Raw genomic sequence first — 24,390 nt, forward strand, 5'->3', positions numbered from 1 at the left:
TTTTACTAGTAAATTGAATCCCTCTATAAAAACTAATCAAACGTTTGATTAAAACGGAAGCTAAACTAATCAAACGTTTGATTAAAGGTTTAGAAGCCCAGTACAATTTTAATTTAGGAATCAATCCTTCTTACCAACGCCATGCATGATAAACTGAATGGTCCTTTCAATTTCCAGTTCATCATCCCATTCTAAATGCGGAAAAAGAATATAACGGGAAAATAAGAAGCCAAGTATATTGGTAATTGTTAACCTTGCGATACTTTCTGGAGGCATATCAATTAATAGCCCTTTGTCCTGGTAGCCTTTAATGACCTTTTCAACGCGAATAAAGATATTTTTTACGATGAGATCAAAAAATTGTTCGCGCAATTCCGGTTGAAAAGGAATTTCTTGAAACATGATTTTTACGACTGGCAGCATTCGGATGAGAAGGTCTCTTCTATTTTCAATCGTTGCCCGCAAGAACTCCTCTACTGTCTCAAATTCCCGATCCAGTACTTTATTAAAATCCTTTACCACTATGGGAGCAATGAACTTTGTCATCAGCGGGGCAACAATTGAAATCAACAATTCCTTCTTCGTTTTATAATGTCGAAAGATTGTTCCTTCGGCTACTCCTGCCTTTTTGGCAATCTCACTTGTTGACGAAGCAGCATACCCTTTTTCGGAAAAGGTTTCAATAGCCGCTACAATAATTTTCTTTTGCTTATCAGTCAATTTATCTTCATCAAATAACTGCTGCAGCATTAATTCTTCTTCTGTCATTACTGCCTCCTTATCATCACTATCAAATCTTCCTATATTTCTTCAATGCAACTACATTTAAAACAATGAAGACAAGTGCAAAGCCTACTAACACCAAAAGGTCGTTCGTGATTTCACCTAAACCTGAACCTTTATACATGACCTCGACTAAGGCGTTTCCGCCGTAATACATCGGCATACACTTAGCAAGAACCTGCATCCAACCAGCCATTGACTCAAACGGAAAAATTCCTGCAAAAAAGACCTGTGGGATAATAGCGATTGGAATAAATTGCATCATCTGGAACTCAGAATTAGCGAATGAGGATAATAGAAGTCCCAGTGTTAGCGCCACTAGAGCTAAAGTTAAATTGATTAAAACAACATTCCAGAATGAACCTGCCAGTGTTATATCTAATACTTTTACGGCATACGTAACGACAATAATGGTTTGGATTACTGCAAATAAACCATATCCCAACAAATAACCGAAAACAATATCTCTTCTTTGGATAGGTGTGGCCAGTAATCGTTCAAGAGTACCAGTAGTACGTTCCCTCAGTAAAGCAATCCCAGAAATTAAGAACACAAAGAAGAACACAAAGAATCCAACTAGTATCGGGTTTAACTGGTCAAAAAATATGGTATCTTCATTTCCATATATATAAGAGGTATTGATTTTAGGGGATTTCACTTGCTCCATCTTATCTGTCATTCCTGGCAGCTTACTCTGAATAGTTTTCATAAATGATGACAAATTGGCTGCCTGCTCTTTCGCTTTTTCAGCTGCTATTGCCTGCTGTACCTTCATTTGTAGAGCCTTTGCTGCATTTGGCTGATCGTTTGTGAGCGTCAAAGAAATGTCTTCACCATTAATATCAAGAATCCCGTCTAAATCTTTATCGAGTAGAAGGTCTTTTGTATTCGCGTCCACTTGAATAACCGTAATTTCGCTATCCTCTAATCTCTCTATTAGGTTGTCATCTGCATTGATCACACCAAGCCTGGGGTCAACCGTATTTCCAGCTAGCAGATAATTCAGCAGGGTTAAAACGAGTAGTGGAGCGACCATCATCAATGCTAATGCACGTTTATCACGTAACATTTGGAAAAATATCCGTTTCACCATGGCCAATATTCTCATTGCTGTTTACCCCCTGCTTGTAAAAATACTTCTTCTAAGCTTGTAATCCCGTATTGATTTTTCAATTCCGAAGGTGAGCCGCTGGTGATGATCTCACCATTACGTACCATGGCTAGACAATCACATTTTTCTGCTTCATCCATAACATGGGTAGTTACTAAAATCGTCTTCCCTTCATTTTTTAAACGATATAGCTCCGACCAGATGGACTTTCTTAGCTCAGGGTCAATGCCTACAGTCGGCTCATCTAAAATAAGGACATCAGGATTTTGTATTAATGCTGCTGCCAGAGACAACCGCCGCTTCATACCGCCAGAATAGTTTTCAACCTTCTTTTTCAAATCTGCCGTTAAATGGACTAATTCTGCTGCATACGCAATGCGTTCTTTCTGAACAACTTTTTTCAGTTTAAATAGGGAAGCAAAGAAAGCGAGATTTTCTTCTCCGGTTAAATCATTGTATAAGGCATCTGCTTGGGCCATGTAGCCGATTCTTTGCAATAGTTGTAAATTAGGAACAGATGTGTTCAGTACCTGAACATTACCATGGCTCGCAGAATCCATGCCTACAATAATCTTTACCAGAGTTGTTTTTCCTGAACCGGAAGGACCAATCAGCCCAAAAATTTGTCCTGATTCCACTGTTAAGTTAATTTGATTTAGCACGTACTTTTTCCCAAAACGTTTACTCACTTCATTTATGACTATTGCAGATGACATGTAAATCAATCCTCTCTAAAAATGAGTGATTACTCACTTCAATTATAACAAGCACACATCTAAGGTCAATAGGCTTCTTGGGTGGACCACGCCTAAAATTTTAATCAATATGTTATACTATTCTCACATAGTAACTCGGGGGTGAATCGATGGCGCGTGAACGGAAGTTTAATACAGTAGAGTTATTTCAAGAGGCAAAGCAGCTGCTCCTTCAGCATGGATATGACGGATTTACTTTCAGTCTTTTGGCGGACCGGATGGAAGTTTCCCGAGCTGCGTTATATAAATACTACGACAATAAAGAAGAGTTAATTACAGACTTTATGATATACGAAATGGAAGAATTTCTTCATGAACTAAGAGAAATCGAAACTCTTGAAGGTTTTGAACGGCAATTCGACTTTCTAATCGATCTTATTTTTAAAAAGACAGAAGTACACGAATTAATTAGAGCAGCCCAACAGGTAATGACACGGATGGATGCAGCCTTTCCCAATAAAGAAAAACTTGAGAAGCTGCCGTTAGATATGTACAAATTTTTACAAAAATTTATCCTGGTTGGTAAGGAAGAAGAAAAATTAAAAAAACACATACCGGATGGATTAATTATTGGGTTTATCCTTCAAACAGTCGCAATTCCCAATCATTTTGGAATTCCAAAGGCAGAGTGGATTCATTCCATAAAGGAAATTATTAGCGATGGAATGTTCATGAATAAGTAATTGACACAAGTGTAACTTTGAAAGATAATATTAGTGTTATTGTGTCAATTATTTTTTTTGTTAAAGTTACAGATGTGTCACTTATATTCGGGTGAAGGAGAATGAAAACATGAGTTCATTTTTAAAATCGATAACAGACCGAGTTACATCGAAAAAAGGAATGTGGATGACACTTGGAATCTGGCTATTAGTCACCATGCTGCTGGCTGTTTTTGCCCCAAGCGCTAAGGAATACGAGGTTTCAAGTATTGATTCTATTCCTGCAGATGCGAAATCCGTCATTGCCGAGAATAAGGTCGATGAGTACTTTAAAAACAATGAAGGAATACCAGCCATACTGGTTTTTCAAAATAAAGGTGATAAGGTTGAAGTAACAGACTTAAAACCGTTATTTGAAAAATTAGATCAGGTGGAAGGGATAAAAGAGTATGTCCCATTATTAAACATGCCGCCACAGGCGACTGCAAACTTCTTCTCTAAAGATCAAAGTACAATGATTTTGCCTATCACTTTTGAATCTTCAATGGAGTCAAAGGAAATTAGAACCGCTCAGGAACAAATTGAAAAAATTGTTAAGGATGATACAGACCTAAAATTATATATTACCGGTCCGGCAGGAATAGCGGTGGATTCCCTTAATCTTTTTTCCCGTGCTGATTTTGTCTTATTATTTTCAACTGTAGGATTAATCTTGATTTTATTAATCGTGATATACCGTTCGCCGCTATTGGCTTTAATCCCTCTATTTGCTGCCGCATTTGTTTATGAGGTAGTGAACCAGGTACTAGGTTTGATGGGAATGGCTGGATTAGTGATTAGTAATCAAACATTTTCGATTATGACGATTCTTTTGTTTGCAGCAGTCATTGATTATTCCTTATTTGTCTTCTCACGTTACCGTGAAGAATTGAAGAGGTTTGATAGCAAATTTGACGCGATGCACCATGCGATGAGAGAAACAGGTTTGCCAGTCTTTTTCTCAGGGGGGACCGTTTTAGCGGCCATGCTGGTCCTGTTTTTTGCCGAATTTGGAGACTATCGTAACTTTGCACCGGTGTTTGCTGCAGCCATGCTTATTATCATGCTTGCATCTATTACACTTGTACCAGCCTTGTTTACTTTGTTTGGACGGAAAGCCTTCTGGCCTAAGATTCCAAGAGTGGGAGAGGAAACAGTTAAATCGAATTCTTTATGGAGTAGAATTGCCAAATTTGTCGTGAACAAACCAGTAGTTTCAGCTGCCGTTATCGGTATCGTCCTTCTGGCATCAGCCCTTAACATGCTGAATCTGAAATATGAATTCGATACGATGAAGTCTTTTCCAAAGGATATGCCTTCAAGACAGGGCTATGAAATATTGGAAGAGAAGTTTGAAAAAGGCGACCTTGCTACAACGACTGTATTGTTTGAAGCGAAAGAAGCAATTACTCCTGAACAGCAAACAGCATTACTCGAAACGCTTGCAGACCAAAAGCTAGTCAGTAATGTTCGTCCGAATGGCACCACATCAGATAACAAGGTAATTCAATATAGTCTGACATTTGAGGAAAGTCCATACGCAGTGGAGACAATGGACGCTTTGGAAAAGATGAGAGATAGTTCAGATAAATTAGTGAAAGCTAGCAATCTGGATGGAGAGCTTTATTTTGCTGGAGAAACGGCAAAAAAAGTCGATGACCGTGCAACGAATGATAGGGACTTAATTGTTATTGTTCTGCTTGAATCACTGTTGATATTTGTCATGTTAATTATTATGACTAAGTCATTTAAAATGCCAATCTATATGATGGGGACCATTCTCATTTCCTTCCTCGCAGCAGTTGGACTGGGAATGTTCCTAAGCAGTTTATTCTTTGATATTGACACAATCAGTAATCGTGTTCCGCTTTATTCATTTGTGTTTTTAGTCGCACTGGGTATTGACTACAACATTATTCTAATCTCAAGATTTATAGAAGAAAGGAAAAAGTATTCTGTGAAAAAGGCAGTAGAGATTGCTGTTGCCAATACTGGCGGTGTAATCTCATCTGCGGGAATTATTCTAGCAGCAACGTTTGCTGTGTTGATGACCCAGCCAATCCAATTATTGTTTGTATTTGGCTTCATTGTCGCAGTGGGGATATTATTAGATACGTTCCTTATTCGAGGGATTTTATTACCCGCTTTAATTGTATTATTTGAAAAAGAAAAACCTGCTGTAGAAAAAGAAGTTTTATAAAGTAGTTTACAAAGAAGAAGTATCGAAGGCTCCGCTCTTTGGTACTTCTTTTTTCTGGTTTCCGTACCCATTAAAATAAATGAAAACTTATGGTAATGGAGAAAATTCTAGTTTATTATAGAGTGAAAAGTATGAATTTTTGGGTGTGAGTGCATTGTTTTTAATAGATTATATTGTAAATTTATCTATTTTTTCTCTTTTTGTTAGTACTCCGTTAGTTATACGTTCTTTCATTAATCATAAGCCGGTAAGACATTTCCGCCTTTGGGTTGGTATTTACGGAGGAATGGTTGCATGTATTCTCGTCATACTCGCCATACATGAACAGGGGTATACTTACGATATCCGCTATGCCCCCGTTATTCTTATTTTTGCCTATTTGGGACCATTTGCAGGTATCATTACTGGAGGTATTGGTCTACTTGCAAGATTGTATTCGAGTGGCCAATGGGAAACGGCTATTATAGGCTGGGTAGTTATGATGGTTGGATTTAGCATCATTTATTACTTTGCGAAAAGATTTACATCAGTAATAAGAGCAATTATCTTATTTATTTCTTATATAATCATTTATGTTGTAATGGTACCAATTATTTTCAATGCATTTAGAGACCAGCCATTTTTTCATATTCAATATATCCTGTTCGTGATGTTAGGGGTTATACTAGGCTGCTTACTGATTGAATCCTATCTAAAGCTTTACAGATTAAATGAAAGACTTTCAGATATGTATAGCATGGTAGAAGCAAGTGAATCCAAGTATAGACTAATAGCTGAAAATACATCTGACCTAATTATGGTGATGGATAAAGAGCATACGCTTACATACCTTTCTCCTTCACATGAAATGGTTTTAGGCTATCAATGTCCTGAACTAGAGGATGTAAAATTATGCAGGTTCTTACATCCTGATGATATTGAATTCTTCAAAAATACAATAAACGAAATGTTTGAAAAGAAAGAATCGAGATTAATTGAATTTCGTCTGAACCACTGCAGCGGTTATTGGATTGAATTTGAATCTCGGTGTGTGCCAGTAAAGGGCGAGAAGGATGAGGTTGAAAAGATTGTGATCATCAGTCGTGATATCTCTGAACGTAAAAAGGCAGAAGAAATTCTTTTACAGTCCGAAAAACTATCAATCGTCGGGGAGTTAGCCGCTGGAGTTGCCCATGAAATTCGGAATCCTCTTACGACAATTAAAGGCTTTATGCAGCTTTATAAATGGGAAAATGGTGCTGACGAAATAAATGACCTGCTTCTGAGCGAGCTTGGACGAATAGAAACGATTACGAGTGAAATGCTTTCTTTAGGAAAGCCACAGGCTGTACAGCTTCATCGGACGAATTTAAAAGAACTAGTTGAGAATACCCTTGAACTTCTGTCACCGCAAGCGCATTTAGAAAATATCCAATTCTATACTTGTGTGGAAGAAGGGGAGTTTTTTATAACCGGTGAGAAAAATCAATTAAAGCAGGTTTTCCTTAATGTTCTCAAGAATGCGATCGAGTCAATGCCTGATGGCGGTAATATTCACATTAACCTGCGTAAAGGTGAAGAGGGTGAATGTGTTCTTTCCGTTAAGGATGAAGGCTGTGGAATACCTGAAGAACTTTTGCCTCGGCTAGGTGAACCTTTCTATACCTTAAAAGAAAAAGGGACCGGACTTGGATTGATGATCTGTAATAAAATTATTAAACAGCACCATGGAAGTATTACCTATCAGAGTAAAGCGCAGCAGGGAACTCTAGTCGAAATTAAATTACCTTTGGCCGTTTAAAGAGGAGTGTTTTCCCGAGGGGGAAGGTGGTCCTCTTTTTTTATGTTCTAGCTTCCGGGCTTTGCAGCTATATTTGTGCAAGAAATAAAAAAAGATTCCGGAAACGCGGAATATTCCGGGATTCCGGAATATCCGGTTCCCGTTTTTCCGTATTTTCGGAAAAAAACAAGTGAAGATATATAATCATTACCAACTATAAAATAGAAATAACCCTTGGAATAAGAAAGAATATTACTACTATTTAGAAAATGAGTAAGTATTGGCATAGAACTTGCATTAATACAATCGTAAGCTTTAATTGAAAACGCTTACTAAAGAGGTGCGATGTTTGAAGCCTGCAAAATAAAAGGTATAGGGGGATTTAAATGGATTTAATTGTTATTCTTCTGGCGCTCGGACTGTTGATGTTCGCCGCCTACCGTGGTTTTTCTGTTATTTTATTCGCTCCATTATGTGCCATTTTAGCTGTTTTATTTATTGATCCGAGTCAAGTTCTGCCATTTTTCTCAGGAATATTTATGGAAAAAATGGTGGGGTTCATCAAATCCTACTTCCCAGTTTTCTTATTAGGAGCTATTTTCGGGAAGGTAGTTGAAATGTCAGGAATTGCGGAGTCTATTGCGAAGACCATCGTTCGTATTTTAGGTGCAAAACGTGCCATGCTCACCATTGTTTTGCTAGGTGCAATCTTAACATATAGCGGTGTCAGCTTATTCGTTGCCGTATTTGCTATTTATCCGTTTGCCGCTCAAATGTTTAGAGAAGCAAATATCCCTAAACGACTTATTCCCGGTACAATTGCACTTGGTGCTTTCACGTTCACCATGGATGCATTACCAGGTACGCCGCAAATTCAGAACGTTATTCCGATTGCTTTCTTTAAAACAGATATTTATGCGGCGCCAATCCTTGGTATCATAGGAGCCATTTTTGTTTTAACACTTGGCTTATTGTACTTGGAAATGAGAAGGAAAAAGGCAGAAAAAGCTGGTGAAGGATATTATGGATTCAATGCTGAAAATGCAGCTGCTTTAGAAAAAGAAGTTATTTCTGAAAAAGAAGAACCTGTTCCTGATTTAACTTCAAATCAATCTGTTTTAAGACAAATTTTAGCATTTATTCCACTTATTCTCGTAGGTGTTACCAATAAGCTATTTATTACTTTTATACCGAAATGGTACCCAAATGGATTTGATTTTAAAGCGATAGGTTTACCATACACGATCGACGTTACGGCAAGTGCTGCAATTTGGGCCATTGAGATGGCATTGGTAGTCGGGATTCTTTCTTCACTTTTATACGATTGGAAACGAGTATCTAATAAATTTAAGGAAGGAATCAATCAAAGTATCGGCGGTTCATTACTTGCTACCATGAATACAGGTGCTGAATATGGATTTGGCGGTGTTATTGCTGCACTTCCTGGCTTTGCAAAAATTAGTGATGGCATCTCAACTACCTTCACAAACCCGCTGGTAAACGGTGCGGTGACAACAAGTACACTTGCTGGTGTTACAGGGTCTGCTTCTGGGGGTATGGGGATTGCGCTAGGAGCAATGGCAGATAAATACAATCAGGCAATTGCGGCTGCCAATATTCCGCCTGAAGTTATGCACCGTGTGGTTGCGATGGCCTCAGGCGGTATGGATACACTACCGCACAATGGTGCAGTCATAACCCTTTTAGCCGTTACAGGATTAACGCATAAACAATCCTATCGTGACATTTTTGCGATTACGATTATTAAAACAGTTGCTGTATTCTTCGTAATTGCAATCTATACGTTCTTAGGTCTTGTATAAAATTTAGAAACATACGTTAGATTAGTAAATAGGTATTTTAGGAGGATTAATATGTTAGTAGGTAAAGTAGCGTTTATTACTGGATCTGCAAGTGGTATAGGTTTAGAACTCGCTAAGACTTTTGCACAAGAGGGAGCAAAAGTAGTTATCTCTGATTTGAATAAAGAAAAAAGTGATAGTGTTGCAAATGAACTGCGAGAGCAAGGATATGAAGCATTTTCTGCTCCTTGTGATGTCACGGATGAGGAAGCGTTCAAGAATGCATTAGAATCTGCACATGGAAGATTTGGAAGAATTGATATTTTAGTCAATAATGCTGGACTTCAATATGTTTCACCGATTGAGGAATTCCCAACTGAAAAATTTGAGCTTTTAATAAAGGTCATGTTGACGGCTCCTTTTATTGGGATTAAACATGTATTCCCAATCATGAAACAACAGGGCTTTGGAAGAGTCATCAATATGGCATCGATTAACGGAGTGATTGGTTTTGCTGGTAAAGCTGCCTACAATAGTGCAAAGCACGGAGTGATTGGGTTAACAAAGGTTGCTGCTTTAGAGGGTGCTCAGCATGGAATCACTGTAAATGCTTTATGCCCGGGTTATGTTGATACACCACTCGTTAGGAACCAGCTTAAAGATTTGTCTATCACAAGAAATGTAAGTCTTGAGCGTGTCATCGATGATGTCCTGCTTACGCTTGTACCTCAAAAGAGGCTGCTAGAGGTATCTGAAATTGCTGATTATGCGGCCTTCTTGGCTAGTGATAAAGCAAGAGGGGTTACTGGTCAAGCTGTTATTCTTGATGGTGGCTATACTGTCCAATAGAAAAGAGATCCTGCTCGGCTTACCGGACAGGATTCTTTTATTCTAACTTGAAGTCAAACCTCTTTGATATAATGAACATAAACAAATGTAACAGGGTGAAAAGATATGAAACGAGGATTGGAAAAAATTCCACATCATTGGATTGAGGAAATTATTAACCTTGCAGGTGAACGAATTGTTGTTGTTGATTGTGAGGGTATTATCTTGTATATCAATTCTGCTTATTGTGAATTTCTAGGAACCACTGTTGAGAACGCGATAGGAAAGCCTGTTCAAGATGTCATTGAGAACTCAAGGATGCATATTGTTGCCAAAACCGGACAAAAAGAACTGGCCTCCATACAGCCTATTAATGGCAGTGAAATGATAGCAAATCGATATCCTCTTATCATTGATGGTGAATTAGTCGGAGCTGTAGGAACGGTCATGTTCCGCAATCCCGAGGATTGGTTAGTATACAAAAATAAAATTCAGCACCTCGTTGAAGAGGTGAATTATTATAAAACGAAAGCTGAAAAACATAGTAAAAGCAAATATCATTTTAGTGACCTAATTGGGAATAGTTCATCCTTTTCGGCTGTTAAAAAATTAGCTGAAAGAATTTCCGGCAGTCAGTCAGCCGTTCTAATTCTTGGAGAATCAGGTACGGGTAAAGAATTGTTTGCTTCTGCTATTCACAATAACAGTACGCGGGCAGCTTTCCCTTTCGTGCCTATCAATTGCGCGTCTATCCCTGAGCATTTGCTCGAATCGGAATTATTCGGATACGATGATGGTGCTTTTACTGGTGCTAAAAAGGGCGGAAAGAAAGGTCATTTTCAATTAGCCAATCATGGAACGATTTTCCTTGATGAAATCGGTGATATGCCGCTCGCTGCACAAAGTAAGCTTTTGAGAGTTTTACAGGAGCGTGAAATACTGCCGGTCGGTGGTCAAAAATCTATTGCTGTAGATGTTCGTATCATTGCAGCAACCCATCGGAATCTAGAAAAAATGGTAGAAGAAGGTACATTTCGTCAAGATTTATATTACCGGTTAAACGTGATTAAAATTGAAATCCCCCCGCTTAGAGAACGTAATGGTGATATCGAGTTAATAGCCAACAATCTCTTGGAAAAACTAGAAAGAAAATTCTACCGAAAAGGGATTAAACTATCTGCTGAAGTAGTAGAGAGATTCAATAAGCATAAGTGGCAAGGGAATATTCGAGAACTTGAGAATGTTCTAGAAAGATCTATCAATGTTATAGATGGAAATACAATTGAAGTAGCGCACCTGCCATTATATTTGCGGGATCAGGACACAGTAAATATTCATGGAAAGCCAGTGGAGAAAGAGGTAGTAAACGTTGCTGAAACACCTGTACATTCATTGAAAGAAACACTTGCAGTAGTGGAGAAACAAGCCATTTTACATGCACTGTCGGTTAGCAGTGGGAATAAGCAGGAGGCAGCAAAGCTGCTTGAAATAGGCAAAACAAAATTGTATGAAAAATGCAAGTTATATGATATTCATTAATTGAAGGCAGCCTCCAAATTGGAAGCTGCTTTTTTATTTAATAGGTAAAGATTTTTGCGAAAGTGGTCAAAAAAGTGTTTAAACAGCTAAAAATTTTTCTATTAAAATATAGGAAAAGTGAAACATTGTTCACGGGAGGAGAAAACCAGTTATGGAATCAAATGAATGGATGGGAAGATTATTAGGTATTTGCCAATGGATTACACGGCTAGCTTATATTAACCTCTTATGGCTGCTTTTTATGGTCGCAGGTTTGTTTGTTTTTGGGGCGGCTCCTTCTACAGTGGCGATGTTTACCATCATACGAAAATGGTTAAAGGGTGAAACGGATTTACCAGTCTTCTCATTCTATTGGCAAACATATAGAAAAGAGTTTTGGAAGGCAAATCGTTTAGGGATTATCTTGTTAGGGATTTTTATGGTTTTATACTTAGATTGGCGTTTAATCAGTTCAGTGCAAGACTCGTTGTATCCAATTTTGATGGGTTGTTTAATCGGAGTTGCCTTTCTTTTTCTAACTCTTATGTTATTTATCTTTCCTGTGTATGCACAATATGAATACAAGACCCTGCAGTATATTAAAACAGCCTTTTTACTCGGAATATCCTACCCACTCTATACCATGGTAATGGCTTCTGCAGCCATTTGTGTTTTTGCGATAAGTATTTTTTTCAATGGTGTCGGGATCCTCTTTTTTGGAAGCGGATTAAGTTATGTTCTAATGTATATTTCTAATTTATTATTTGGTAAAATAGCCAAGGATTTTAATGTAGTAGTCAAAAAAGTATTATAATGAGTAAATTTATTGGTATTAGTTATAAATTTGAATTTGTTAAACTTTCTGTGTAAGGGTTTTCAGATAATTGATAGGTAAAAACATTGAGGGGGAAAAGGAATGAAAAGAAAGATTTGGTCGTTATTAATCTTTACTATGTTATTTTGTTTAGTCCTAGCTGGCTGTTCCGGCGGCGGAAGCGAGGAAAAGACATCGTCAGAACCAAAAAAGGACGAAAAGGTTACAATCAAATTCCACACTCATGGAAACGAGGCTTCCTACAACTGGAAAAGCACTATCGCAGCATTTGAAGAAAAATACCCTAACATCAAAGTAGAATTAGTCATCCTCAGTGAAAAGGGAGATACACAGGAAGCACTAAAAAAGTTAGATTTAGCAGCAGCTTCTGGAGAACAACTAGACGTTCTTATGTTCAGTGATCCAGCAAGTTATGCACAGCGTGTAAGCATGGGAATGGTTGCACCGATTGATGAGCTTATTAAAAAAGAGGGCTATAAAGTAACGGAAGAATATAAAGTTGATACACAAATTGATGGAAAGTATTATGCACTTCCAGGTAAGTTTAACCCATGGTACGTTCTTCTTAATAAGAACCATTTGACAGAAGCAGGTCTTGAGGTACCAAAAGATTGGACATGGGATGAATTCGCAGAATATGCAAAGGCTATGACAACGAAAGATCATTATGGAACTTACTTCCACGGACCACAAGGCGGCGGCTGGATGGAGTTTATGAAGCTTGCACTTGCTAGTGAAGCAGATAATACTGAATTCACGACTGCAGATGGTAAATCAAATCTAGATAGTCCGTTATTCAAGAAAACGCTTGAATTAAGAGTGCAAATGGAAAAAGAAGACAAGTCTTCAGTTCCATACACAGACATCTTATCTCAAAAACTTCATTACCGTAACCAGTTCTTTGGCCAAGATGCAAGTTCCATCTTAATCGGAAGCTGGATGAATACTGAACTTGGCGGTACGGACCAGTTCCCATTAGAATTTGATGTGGCTGTTGCTCCATATCCTAAAAATGAAAGTGGCGATGAGGGCGGTTATACACCAGTAACAACAGACTTTATGTCCGTTGCAAACACTTCTGAGAATAAAGAAGCAGCTTATACCTTCATTCGCTGGTACACAACAGAAGGCCAAATTGTTCAAGGCAAGAATATCCCTTCATGGAATAAAGTAAGTGATAGTGAATTAACAAGTATCATTGACAAGATTTTAAGTGGAACAAAAAATCCTGAGAAGGTTGATAAAGATTCTCTAGTAAATGTTTTAACAAATGCTAAATCATCAAAAATCATTTCACCAGTCTCTTATCAGTCTGAGCTTTATAAAGTAATCAATGAGGAATATGAAAAGCTAATCTTTGGTGAGCAGGATATCGATGCAACCATTAAAGCTTCTCAAAAAAGATTCCAGGAAATTATTGACAGTAACAAATAGTATAGACATTGTCAGAAAATAATAGAATAATGTAAAAAAAAGGGGTTGTAAGAGATTACAACCCCATCTTTCTATTGAAGGGTGGTCTGCATATGAGAGAGGGTAAACAGCGTATGCTTACGCCCCATTCTTTTCGGTTTAAAGTGATTTTCATTTCTATTATTTGCTTAATCATTCCTGCTATCATTTCCTTATCGATCTATAACTATTTAACAAAGGATACGCTGAAGGAACAGGCACTGACAAATGCCTATAGAGAGCTTACGATAGCCAATGAATATGTCGAAAAACTCTTAGAAGACATGCTCTATATTACCAACTTCGTCCAGCTTGATGCGGAAATGAACACCATCTTAAAGGATAAAGCGCAAAGTGAAATAGAAACTAGTACGGATTATGAAGGATACATGGATGATAGTAAAGTCAATAAAACCATTGAAAATATCACACTAGTAGGAGAAAAATCGTATGTGACCATCCTTCTAAAGAATGGTAAATCTTATAAAAATTACTCTACCTATGATTTTGATCCAAGCCAATTAGTTCGTGAAGATTGGTTTAAGAAGTTAAATACATTACAAGGTTATGAATCGATTTGGATTGAGAGCAAGCCAACCATGTTTAGGTCGGATAAAAAAGATAATCCTTATCAAATCTCTGTGGCAAGAACGTTAAGAGATCAGAATCAGGGGATCTACGGATATGTAATCGTTACGATTATGGAAAATAAGATTAATCAAATATTTGAGAATATGAAGGGTCATGAAGAGATGATGATTTTAAATTCATCCAACAAAATCCTTTCACACCATGACCATGAAAAAATTGGTGAACCATTCCAATATAGTGAGCAGCTAAAAAAGAATAATTCTTCTAATATTTTTGAAATATCGAATAAGGATTACCTAATTGCTGAACACGATATTTCATTTTCAGGCTGGAAGTTAGTATCCCTTGTTCCATATAAACAGGCTGTAAATCAAATTAATTCAATATTTAGTAAGGTCTTTACCGTCCAGATTGTTTCATTCACCATTTTTCTTATTCTAATGGCTTCACTATTGAGAACCATTACGAAACCACTTGTCCATTTAGGAAAAATAGCAGAGGCAGTTAAACGCGGAAATCTTGCCATTCGTTCCCGCCTTAGCAGCAAGGATGAAGTGGGGAGATTATCGGAATCGTTCGACCTGATGCTTGACCGTGTTAATGAAATGATTAAGGAAATTACACAGACACAGGAACGAAAAAGAAAAGCAGAACTTGATATGCTGCAAGCACAAATCAATCCACATTTCCTCTTTAATGTCCTTAATTCTATTCGCATGAAGGTATTGGTTAAAGGTGACCAGGAAAGCGCAAACATGATCAGTTCCTTGTCGAAATTATTGAGAATGACCATCGATAAGAATAAAGAAATCATTAGCTTTCGTGAAGAAGTACAAATTGTCTTGGATTATATTAACATCATGAATATGAGGCAAAAAGAGCAAGTAAACGTTGAACTATCTGTTCATGACGAAGCGTATGCGTTGAAAATACCCCGCTTTATTCTGCAGCCTATTATTGAGAATTCGATTATACACGGTCTCAATCAAAGTGCAGGAACGATTGTATTAAGAACAGATGTAAGTGACAATCAACTGGTCATTGTGATTGAAGATAATGGTCAGGGGATGGATGACGCTGCATTAAGCCAATTAAAGGGAAAACTAGGCCAGTCCATTGGCAGGCAGGATAGTCTGACTACAAATAACAAAGGATTTTCCTCCTTAGGGTTATCCAATGTGTATGAGCGGATGTTTATAACCTTTGGAGGCTCCTTTAGAATGGATATAAAAAGCCTGCCGGGTGAAGGCACAAAGGTGATATTGACGATACAAAAAGGGGGCAATATTTCTGATGTACAAAGTAATGCTAGTTGACGATGATTATCCAGTAATACAGCTGTTATCTGAGACGATAGAGTGGGAACAGCTGGGAGTATCACTTCAAAGTACACATGAGAATGGTGCCAGTGCCTTTGAAAAAGCCATAAGTGAAATGCCTGATATTTTAATAACAGATATCGGTATGCCTAAAATGAATGGGATTGAACTTACTAAAAAGTTAAAAGAACAAAATCCAAATTTAAAGGTTGCTATTTTATCCTGCCATGCTGATTTTGCCTTTGCACAGCAGGCATTAAAACTGCAAGTACAAGACTACTTGATCAAGGATACCTTTGATCCTGCTGATTTACGTCAATTAATCAAGAAGTTTAAGGAAACACTGGATGAACAAAATACTAAAATGAATAAGCACCTTCAAATTCAGAATCTCCTTAATCAAAACAAAGAAAGTGTTAAAGAAAAATTCATTAAGAAAACGATAGAACAACCAGATATGAATGAAGGTCATTGGCTGTCTGAGGCCAAATCGTTAGGTCTCCATCTGGATCAGAGCGCATACATAGGCTCTCTGGGTATGATTCATCATTATAGCAGCGTAAAAGAGCTATATGTATCTGAGGATACGTTGAATTTTGCCGTCAATAATGTCGTGGCAGAGGAAATCAAACGCTGCTATCCAGGTGCAGTCCATTTCCAGCATGGAATAAAGGGACTCTTTGTTTTTTTCCCTTCTTCCTTAATTTTAAAAAGGAATGCTCTCACTGAAGCAATGGAATGCATGAAAAGGATTCAACACGCGTTAAAACGTTCATTAAACATCTCACTTTCTTTTATAACAGGTGATGGCTGCAGGGATTTGTCAGAGTTTAAGCAGGAACTAGTACACTTAATAAATGGCTGTCATCAGCGTTTTTATCTGAAGCCTGGCACCATTGTTGAACAGAAGGAAGCTCGGGAAGCACCAACAGAGGACCTGTTTTCAAGATACGATGAAGCTGCTGCAGAGATGAGAGAACTCATTATGCTTAGAGACGAGGCAAGAATCACTGAGTATGTTACGAAATGGGTGAACTTTCTGGAGGAAAACCAATTCGCCCCAGAGTTAGTAAAGGATTGGGTGTTAAAATTATTACTAGATTTAAGAGTAAAGCTTCATGCCTTACAATTATTTCGTTCTCAGCAAACAATTGACTACATGCATAATGAGATTTTTGAGATCCAGTTTCTAGATGAACTCAAATCGTGGCTGCTAAATTATTTTCATTCAATTCTATCTTTTGTTAAAGAGGTATATGAGCAAACAAAACGAAAAGAAATTTTGGATGCATTTAAATATGTTACGATGAATATTGAAAAGAAAATAACCCTTGATGAGGTTTCAAGCTATTTATATTTAAATCCAAGCTATTTCAGCCGCTTGTTTAAAAAAGAAGTGGGGGAGACGTTTGTAGAATACGTAACAAAAATGAAGATTAATAGAGCAAAAGAATTGCTCGAACAAACCACAGACTCAGTAGGGAAAATTTGCGAACGGCTAGGCTACGATAACCAAAGCTACTTTATCAAGATCTTTAAAAACTACGTCGGAGTGACACCTATAGAGTATAGAGGCGGCAAGGCTTAGAGAAAGCAAAGATTATGTATAGATTTATAACAAGGTCCAGTCCATTACGGTACTGGGCTTTTTACGTATTGGCTGTGTTAAATCAAACTTTAATACTTGCACTCTGTTGATTGGAGCGGAGGGCACGAAGACTCCTGCAGGAGTACGGAGCAGGTGAGACCCCGCAGGCGTTTACGCCGAGGAGGCTCACCGCAACGCCTGCGGAAAGCGAAGTGCCTGGAGCTCCAATCAACAGACCTTATTAACACAGCCGCTTTTAAAAAGTCAAATTTGTAGGTATATAGAGCAAAATACCGTTAATAGGGAAATCTATCGTTATTTTATAATTAAAATATACTAAAAATTGAGGTGAATCAAATGAGTGTGAAAACAGAACTCACCACACCCGTAAAGGTTGTAGAAAAAGAAGAAAAAATCGCCAAAGAAAAAAGTGAAAATTTAACCGGTATTTTATTTGTATCCCCCATGCTCATAGGTGTATCAGTCCTAGTATTACTCCCCATTTTTGCAACATTTGCTTTAAGTTTCGCAGATTGGAGCTTCATCACTCCCCTTTCACAACTGAAGTGGGTTGGCTTTGATAACTTCACACGATTATTTGAAGATACTGTTTTCTTAAAGTCACTAAGAAATAACGCCATTTTCGTCCTAACCGTACCAATATGTATGGCCATTTCATTATTGATAGCGGTAACAATTGACAGAAATGTATATTTAAAGGGTTTCTTTAAAGTAGCTTTTTTCATGCCATATATCTCAAGTGTCGTTGCGATTGCAGTTGTCTGGCAGGTCCTGTTTCATCCATCACAAGGTCCAATCAACCAAGTGTTAATGTCGTTAGGAATCGAAAACCCGCCGCTTTGGATTGCAGATCCTAACTTCGCACTGATTTCAATCATGATTATTCAGGTTTGGATTTCAATTGGCTTTAACATGATTATCTATTTAGCAGGTCTACAATCGATTCCAAGAGATTTATACGAAGCAGCTGATATTGATGGGGCAAATGCTTGGGTAAAGTTTAGACATATTACGCTGCCAATGATTTCACCGACGTCCTTCTTCCTATTTATCACTGGTATTATTTCTACCTTTAAAGTATTTGACTTAATTGCTGTATTAACAAAGGGTGGACCAATGAACTCTACCTCCATGATAGTTTGGAATTTATATGATACCGCTTTCGTGAATTTGAAGATTGGCTATGCTTCTGCCATGGCTGTTGTCCTATTTATCGTTGTCTTCGGAATTACGGTTTTCCAATGGATTGGACAGAAAAAATGGGTGAATTATTAAGGAGGGAAAACAATGGCAAATTCATTAATCATTAGAAAAAGTATTATAACGGTTATTATGCTCGTCTGCAGTGTGTTGTTCCTTCTGCCGTTTGTATGGATGCTTTCAACATCTTTTAAAATTGAAGCAGATGTTTTTAAATTTCCTATTCAGTGGATTCCTGAAAGATGGAATGGTTTTAAAAACTATCAAGAAGTGTGGTTTGGAGACTATCCGTTCTACGTTTATTACTGGAATACAATTAAGGTAACGGTTATTACCACATGTGTTTCCGTTGTGGTTTCGGCTCTTGCTGCCTATGGGTTCTCAAAAGTAAAGTTTCCATTTGGCAAATTCCTTTTTATGATCGTGCTAGCAACATATATGGTTCCACCACAAGCAATTCTCGTTCCACAATTTATTTTATTTCGTAAAATTGGCTTATTTGACAGCCACTTTGGACTAATCCTGCTTGGAAGCTTTAGCGTTTTAGGTACATTTATGTTAAGACAATTTTTTATGAGTATCCATAACGATTATATTGAAGCAGCAAAGATTGATGGTGCGGGTCACTGGAGAATCTTCTGGTCAATTGCACTGCCAATTGTAAAGCCTGCTATAGCGACTTATGGGATTCTTCGTTTCATCTGGACGTGGAATGACTATCAAAACCCACTTATTTTCTTACGTACCGATAGTTTATTAACGATTCAAATCGCCATGCAGAAATTCACGACGATTAATGGCGAGTTCTACTCCTTAATTATGGCTGCTGCTGTATCTGCGATTCTTCCTTTAGTTATTGTCTTTATTATCGGGCAAAAACAAGTCATTGAAGGGATTGCATTAGGAGGAGTGAAAGGGTAAGGAGGTAGAATTCGTTGATGAATATGCTTGTTTCTGATACTCCGTTATTGTTTTCAAGCACGGAGGAAAAAGTTGAATGGTGGAGAAATGCTAAAAATAATTCAGAATTTAAAATGCTTTTTGATGAAATAAGAGAAGAAGGAACGAAATTATTACAGGAAAAAGAACAAGAGTTGACCTATTCCTTGTTCAGAATATTTACAGAAAGTGGATCAAGGCTTGAATTCGAAAAAGTATACTTTAAAAAAAGACATCGACTTACTACATTTGCCATCATGGTTTTGTTGGAACCAGAGGATAAGGAGTATGTAACCGCACTAGAAAATACCATTTGGTCCATTTGCAATGAGTATTCTTGGTGCTTGCCTGCTCATTTAAAAAATAGCTTTGAAACATCCACGACGATCAGCTGCTCTCTGAATAGACCTAGTGTAGAGAATTATACGATTGATCTATTTTCAGCCGAAACGGCTTTTTCCTTAGCTGAAATTCTGAAGCTTACGGAGGATGTTTTAGATCCATTGATTTGTAAGCGGATTTATGAAGAAGTGTATAAACGGGTATTCCGCCCTTTTAAAACGACGAAATATGAATGGGAAACACAGGAGCATAACTGGGCCTCGGTATGTGCAGGGTCCATTGGAGCGGCAGCGCTGCACTTAATACAAGATAAAGAAGAACTGAACACAATTGTAACCAAGGTCCTGCCAGCGATGGAGTGTTATTTAAAAGGCTTCAACGATGATGGTGTTTGTCTAGAGGGCTATGGATATTGGCAGTATGGCTTTGGTTATTACGTCTATTTTGCAGATTTAGTAAAAAAGAAAACAAATGGAAAACTGGATTTATTAAATAGTGAAAAGATCCACCAGATTGCATTGTTTCAACAAAGATGTTTTTTGAATGAAAACAAAGTTGTTAACTTTTCTGATGCAAATCCAACGGCTTCTGTATTTTTAGGTTTAAGTCATTATTTAAGCAAGGTTTATGATGACTTTGAAATCCCGGAAAGAAAACTGCGCGCAAAATTTACAGCAGATCATTGTGGAAGATGGGCGCCAGCTATCCGGAACCTCCTCTGGTTTGATGATACACTTCCTAATCAGCCATGGGGGAACGGAAGTAACTTTTTCAATGAGTCACAATGGTTAATTTCAAGACACCAAACAACATCTGGACATTTCTCTTTCGCTGCAAAGGGCGGAAATAATAACGAACCACATAATCATAACGATATTGGCCATTTTATTCTGCAAGGAAACAGTGAAGTATTTTTAAAGGATTTAGGCAGTGGTTTATATACGAAAGATTATTTTAGTGAAAAACGTTATACGTTTTTATCTAATGGGTCGCAAGGGCATTCTGTTCCGATTATCAATCATCAATTTCAGGAAGAAGGGTCTTCCAAATTTGCGAGAATTCTAGATGTCGATTTAGGTGAGGATGTAGATATCTTCGAGTTAGATATTTCGAATGCTTACGAATTGGAAAACCTTCGTTCATTAAATCGCAAGTTTACGTGGATTAAAAAGGAGTTACCGAAGTTAATTTTGGATGACGTCTATTCATTTACGGAGCAGCCAATATCCATAACTGAAAGACTCATAACTTCTGCTTTCTCAATCATAGAAGAGGAAGATGAAGTGATCCTGGCAGGGAAGCAAAGGCTGCGAATCTTATATGATAGCAGAATGCTTTATTTAGAAGTGAAGAGGTTAAATTTTATCAACCATTTCGGGGTAATGGAAGAAAACTATGCGCTCGACTTTACCGTGTTAAACCCCGTTAAAAAGTGTAATGTTCAATTAATATTTCAATTTGAATAGGCAGGGTGAGGAAGATGACGGAACAACTGGAATGGGTAAGTGAAGCCTGGCAGAAAGTGAATGAAAAAATAGATAGAACAAGCAAAAGGATTGGGTCTAATTTCCCCCATGCAAGTGAAAATGGCCAATATGTGCTTGCGGAACCGTATTGGTGGACTGCCGGCTTTTGGCCAGGCTTGCTATGGCTCTTGTATCGAGACAACAAAAACGAAGAATTGAAGCAAATTGCAGAAGAGTGTGAAGCAAAGCTGGACGCTGTTCAACATGACTATTACCGGCTTGACCACGATATGGGCTTTATGTGGACACTAACAAGCGTTGCTCAATATAAGCTTCTAGGTAATGAGAATTCAAAACGGCGGGCTTTATTGGCTGCTAATCTATTAATGGGTCGTTTTAATGTAAATGGCAGCTACATACGTGCTTGGAATCCTTGGACAGAAGGGGAGGACAACAGCGGTGTGGCAATTATCGACTGCATGATGAACTTGCCTCTTCTTTATTGGGCTTCCGAAGAAACGGGTGACCCTAGATTTAAGGGTGTTGCAGTAAAACATGCCAATATGGTCTTAAACCAATTTGTTCGGAGTGATGGTGCCGTCCATCATATTGTCCGCTTTGATCCGGAAAGCGGTGAAAGGATTGAAGCACTGGGTGGCCAGGGATATGCGCCTGATTCGGCATGGTCAAGAGGGAATGCTTGGGCTATTTACGGATTAGCTTTGAGCTATCACTATACTGGAGATAGTAGATACTTGGAGAGTGCTAAAAGAGTCGCACATTTCTTTATCTCCCACTTGCCAGAGGATTACGTACCAGTTTGGGATTTTCTTCTTCCTGCTGATGTGGATTCCCCTAGAGATTCTTCTGCAGGAGCGATTGCTGCGTGCGGACTCCTGCTTCTAGCAGAAAAAGTAAGTGTAACAGAGTCACCACTTTATCAAAGAGCTGGGGAGAAAATCCTCGAATCGTTATACAAGAATTATGGTGATTGGGAAGGGTCTGAAGAGGGATTGGTTCTACAAGGAACGAGCCATTTCCCAGAACAAAAATTTATGAAAAACCCGCTTGTTTATGGGGATTATTATTTTGTTGAAGGTCTTGCTAGATTAAAAGGTTACCAGGAATTATTTTGGTAGAAGGCAGGTATCGCGTATGCTGAAGCTCGATTTACCCATTCAGAAAAATCCGCTCCGTTCTCGAGCGGATTTGGCAGAAGCAGTAAAGCAAATCGTTCATCCTTTGCAGCCGTATTATAGCAAGGGCAAGGCTAAGCTTGAAATAGGAAGTACAGGAACTAGTTATTCTGATGAGATTGCAGGCCTAGAAGGGTTCTCTCGAGTACTTTGGGGTCTGGTTCCTTTACTAGCAGGCGATGAAAGCTCAGAAGTTTGGGAATCCTGTATGGAAGGAATAAAGAACGGCACCAATCCTAGTCACGAAGAATATTGGGGAGATATTTCGGACTTTGATCAGCGTGCCGTTGAGATGGCGGCATTTGGTTATGCCCTGGCGTTAACTCCGGAGAGAATTTGGGACCCACTTAATGAGCAGGAAAAAGAAAACCTATTTTTATGGCTGAATCAAATCAATCAAATACATGTTTATGATTGTAATTGGCTGTTTTTTCCGGTAATCGTTAACCTCGGCTTTAAAGCAGTAGGATTACCTTATGAGCAGGAAAAGGTTCAAAATAATCTTGATCGAATTGATGAGTTTTATTTAGAGGAAGGCTGGTATGCTGACGGACTTGAGGCACACTGTGACTATTATGTTCCCTTTGCTATCCATTTTTACAGCTTGCTGTATGCAAAGTTAATGGAAAAGGAAGATCCTGAAAGAGCCAAGAAGTATAAACAGAGGGCTGCCGTGTTTGCAAAGGATTTTATTTATTGGTTTAGTAGTAATGGATCTGCCCTGCCTTATGGGAGAAGTTTAGCTTATCGATTCTCCCAATCAGCTTTTTGGAGTGCGCTCGTATATGCTGAAGTTGAGCCGTTTTCTTTGGGGGAGATGAAGGGGCTCATTTTAAGGAACCTTCGCTGGTGGTTCAAACAGCCAATTTTTGATGCAAATGGTTTGCTGACAATCGGCTATTCTTATCCGAATTTGGTGATGGCGGAAAACTATAATGCACCAGGTTCGCCGTATTGGTCACTAAAGACCTTCTTAGTTTTAGCCCTTCCTGAAGAGCATCCATTCTGGCAGGAAACAGAAAAGCCGCTTCCTGCTTTAAAAGAAAAAACAGTTCAAAAATCACCGCGGTTTATATTATGCAGACAAGAAGAGCACGGTCATACGCTGGCTTTTAATGCTGGTTATAAGCACACAAATGAGCATCCTCACGCAGCCGCAAAATATGAAAAGTTTGTTTACTCGAATTTGTTTGGATTTAGTGTATCAAAAGCAGAATGGGGTCTTTCGCAAGGTGCGTATGATTCCATGTTAGCTGTAAGTGAAGGTGACAATCTTTATAGAGGTAAGAGGACCTGTGTGGATTATACCGTTTCTGAAAATGTTGTTTATACGAAATGGAAGCCATTTAGTGATGTTGAAATTAGAACATGGCTTGTAGCCGGGGCTCCATGGCATATTCGGGTTCATTGTATTGAGACTAATAGAAACTTAGATTATGCAGATGGCGGTTTTGCACTGGGTATTGAAAATAAGGAATATAAAGGTCAAACAGCGGAGGTTATGCTGAACAAGCTAGAAGGTTTTGCAAAATTCCCTTGGGGTGCGAGCGGCGTCCAAAGCATATATGGCAGTGGCCAGCCGGATTTGGTTTACCCAAATGCGAATACCAATCTCTTAACCCCTAGGACGGTGATTCCAACAGTCAAAGGAAGCCTAAAACCCGGCACACACTGGATTGTAAACGGCGTGTTTGGGGAACCTGGTAATGAAGAAGTGTTAAACCATTGGGTTAGGGTGCCACATGTTGAACTGGCAGAGGATGAGATTATGATCAGGCAAGGAACAGAAACAGTGATTATTCGAAAAGAAGCAGTTACAACATAAAGACCCAAATGTTAATCGATCTCCAATCATAGACACCATAGTTGTTAGACAAATTGTGGTGTCTATTTTTGTTTATTAACGGCTTTTCCGTGGCAGCACTAATTATTCTTTATCATGAAAAATTATTTTGTTACGGAATGATGGGTTCTGTAAAATAGC

Annotated in this window: 18 protein-coding genes; 15 read left to right on the forward strand and 3 right to left on the reverse strand. The window is 38.3% G+C overall.

The features are described 5' to 3' along the window. Positions 1 to 120: 120 nt before the first annotated feature. Genes BANA01_RS14545 through BANA01_RS14555 form a run of 3 tightly spaced genes read right to left on the reverse strand, consistent with a single transcriptional unit; the run spans position 121 to position 2,610 of the window. On the reverse strand, positions 121 to 768 hold the full coding sequence (locus BANA01_RS14545) for a TetR/AcrR family transcriptional regulator (protein WP_063253614.1): 648 nt from the start codon (positions 766 to 768) through the stop codon (positions 121 to 123). Between the two features lie 22 nt (positions 769 to 790). Then, positions 791 to 1,891, reverse strand: coding sequence for an ABC transporter permease (locus BANA01_RS14550; RefSeq protein ID WP_063253615.1), 1,101 nt, complete (start codon positions 1,889 to 1,891; stop codon positions 791 to 793). Next, on the reverse strand, positions 1,888 to 2,610 hold the full coding sequence (locus BANA01_RS14555) for an ABC transporter ATP-binding protein (RefSeq protein WP_063253616.1): 723 nt from the start codon (positions 2,608 to 2,610) through the stop codon (positions 1,888 to 1,890). The genes BANA01_RS14550 and BANA01_RS14555 overlap by 4 nt, the downstream gene beginning before the upstream one ends. 149 nt (positions 2,611 to 2,759) lie before the next feature. Here BANA01_RS14555 and BANA01_RS14560 point away from each other — a divergent pair, with 149 nt between their 5' ends. The 15 genes from BANA01_RS14560 to BANA01_RS14630 all read left to right on the forward strand — a co-directional run bounded on the left by BANA01_RS14560 (position 2,760) and on the right by BANA01_RS14630 (position 24,231). Continuing rightward, positions 2,760 to 3,332, forward strand: a complete 573-nt coding sequence (locus tag BANA01_RS14560) for a TetR/AcrR family transcriptional regulator (protein WP_063253617.1) — start codon at positions 2,760 to 2,762, stop codon at positions 3,330 to 3,332. A 109-nt stretch (positions 3,333 to 3,441) separates the two neighbouring features. Then, positions 3,442 to 5,550 carry an MMPL family transporter gene (locus tag BANA01_RS14565; protein ID WP_063253618.1) on the forward strand — a complete coding sequence of 703 codons (2,109 nt, stop codon included), beginning with the start codon at positions 3,442 to 3,444 and terminating at the stop codon, positions 5,548 to 5,550. A 154-nt stretch (positions 5,551 to 5,704) separates the two neighbouring features. Continuing rightward, complete coding sequence (locus tag BANA01_RS14570) at positions 5,705 to 7,330, forward strand: ATP-binding protein (protein ID WP_063253619.1); 1,626 nt, start codon at positions 5,705 to 5,707, stop codon at positions 7,328 to 7,330. 365 nt (positions 7,331 to 7,695) lie between these two features. Continuing rightward, positions 7,696 to 9,132 (forward strand): GntP family permease, encoded by a 1,437-nt coding sequence (locus tag BANA01_RS14575; RefSeq protein WP_063253620.1) that lies wholly within the window; start codon positions 7,696 to 7,698, stop codon positions 9,130 to 9,132. A gap of 51 nt (positions 9,133 to 9,183) precedes the next feature. Further along, positions 9,184 to 9,960, forward strand: coding sequence for a 3-hydroxybutyrate dehydrogenase (locus BANA01_RS14580; RefSeq protein WP_063253621.1), 777 nt, complete (start codon positions 9,184 to 9,186; stop codon positions 9,958 to 9,960). Between the two features lie 105 nt (positions 9,961 to 10,065). After that, the gene (locus BANA01_RS14585; protein ID WP_063253622.1) at positions 10,066 to 11,478 is read left to right on the forward strand and encodes a sigma-54 interaction domain-containing protein; all 1,413 of its coding nucleotides are present in this window, start codon (positions 10,066 to 10,068) and stop codon (positions 11,476 to 11,478) included. Between the two features lie 151 nt (positions 11,479 to 11,629). Beyond that, positions 11,630 to 12,271 (forward strand): YesL family protein, encoded by a 642-nt coding sequence (locus tag BANA01_RS14590; protein ID WP_063253623.1) that lies wholly within the window; start codon positions 11,630 to 11,632, stop codon positions 12,269 to 12,271. A gap of 102 nt (positions 12,272 to 12,373) precedes the next feature. Further along, positions 12,374 to 13,726, forward strand: coding sequence for an ABC transporter substrate-binding protein (locus BANA01_RS14595; RefSeq protein ID WP_063253624.1), 1,353 nt, complete (start codon positions 12,374 to 12,376; stop codon positions 13,724 to 13,726). Positions 13,727 to 13,818: 92 nt separating this feature from the next. Continuing rightward, positions 13,819 to 15,651, forward strand: coding sequence for a sensor histidine kinase (locus BANA01_RS14600; protein WP_063253625.1), 1,833 nt, complete (start codon positions 13,819 to 13,821; stop codon positions 15,649 to 15,651). Beyond that, positions 15,629 to 17,242, forward strand: coding sequence for a response regulator transcription factor (locus BANA01_RS14605; RefSeq protein ID WP_063253626.1), 1,614 nt, complete (start codon positions 15,629 to 15,631; stop codon positions 17,240 to 17,242). The genes BANA01_RS14600 and BANA01_RS14605 overlap by 23 nt, the downstream gene beginning before the upstream one ends. A 357-nt stretch (positions 17,243 to 17,599) precedes the next feature. Then, positions 17,600 to 18,538, forward strand: a complete 939-nt coding sequence (locus BANA01_RS14610; RefSeq protein WP_034673486.1) for a carbohydrate ABC transporter permease — start codon at positions 17,600 to 17,602, stop codon at positions 18,536 to 18,538. A 12-nt stretch (positions 18,539 to 18,550) separates the two neighbouring features. After that, entirely contained in the window at positions 18,551 to 19,384 is an 834-nt protein-coding gene (locus BANA01_RS14615; protein ID WP_034673489.1) for a carbohydrate ABC transporter permease, read from the forward strand. A gap of 14 nt (positions 19,385 to 19,398) precedes the next feature. Beyond that, positions 19,399 to 21,210, forward strand: a complete 1,812-nt coding sequence (locus tag BANA01_RS14620) for a heparinase II/III family protein (protein WP_052106293.1) — start codon at positions 19,399 to 19,401, stop codon at positions 21,208 to 21,210. A gap of 14 nt (positions 21,211 to 21,224) precedes the next feature. After that, positions 21,225 to 22,349 carry a glycoside hydrolase family 88 protein gene (locus tag BANA01_RS14625; protein WP_034673492.1) on the forward strand — a complete coding sequence of 375 codons (1,125 nt, stop codon included), beginning with the start codon at positions 21,225 to 21,227 and terminating at the stop codon, positions 22,347 to 22,349. 16 nt (positions 22,350 to 22,365) lie between these two features. Beyond that, positions 22,366 to 24,231, forward strand: a complete 1,866-nt coding sequence (locus BANA01_RS14630) for a DUF2264 domain-containing protein (protein WP_034673494.1) — start codon at positions 22,366 to 22,368, stop codon at positions 24,229 to 24,231. Positions 24,232 to 24,390: the final 159 nt, after the last annotated feature.

Source organism: Neobacillus niacini NBRC 15566, from assembly GCF_001591505.1.
In the GTDB taxonomy this organism is placed as follows: domain Bacteria; phylum Bacillota; class Bacilli; order Bacillales; family Cytobacillaceae; genus Neobacillus; species Neobacillus niacini.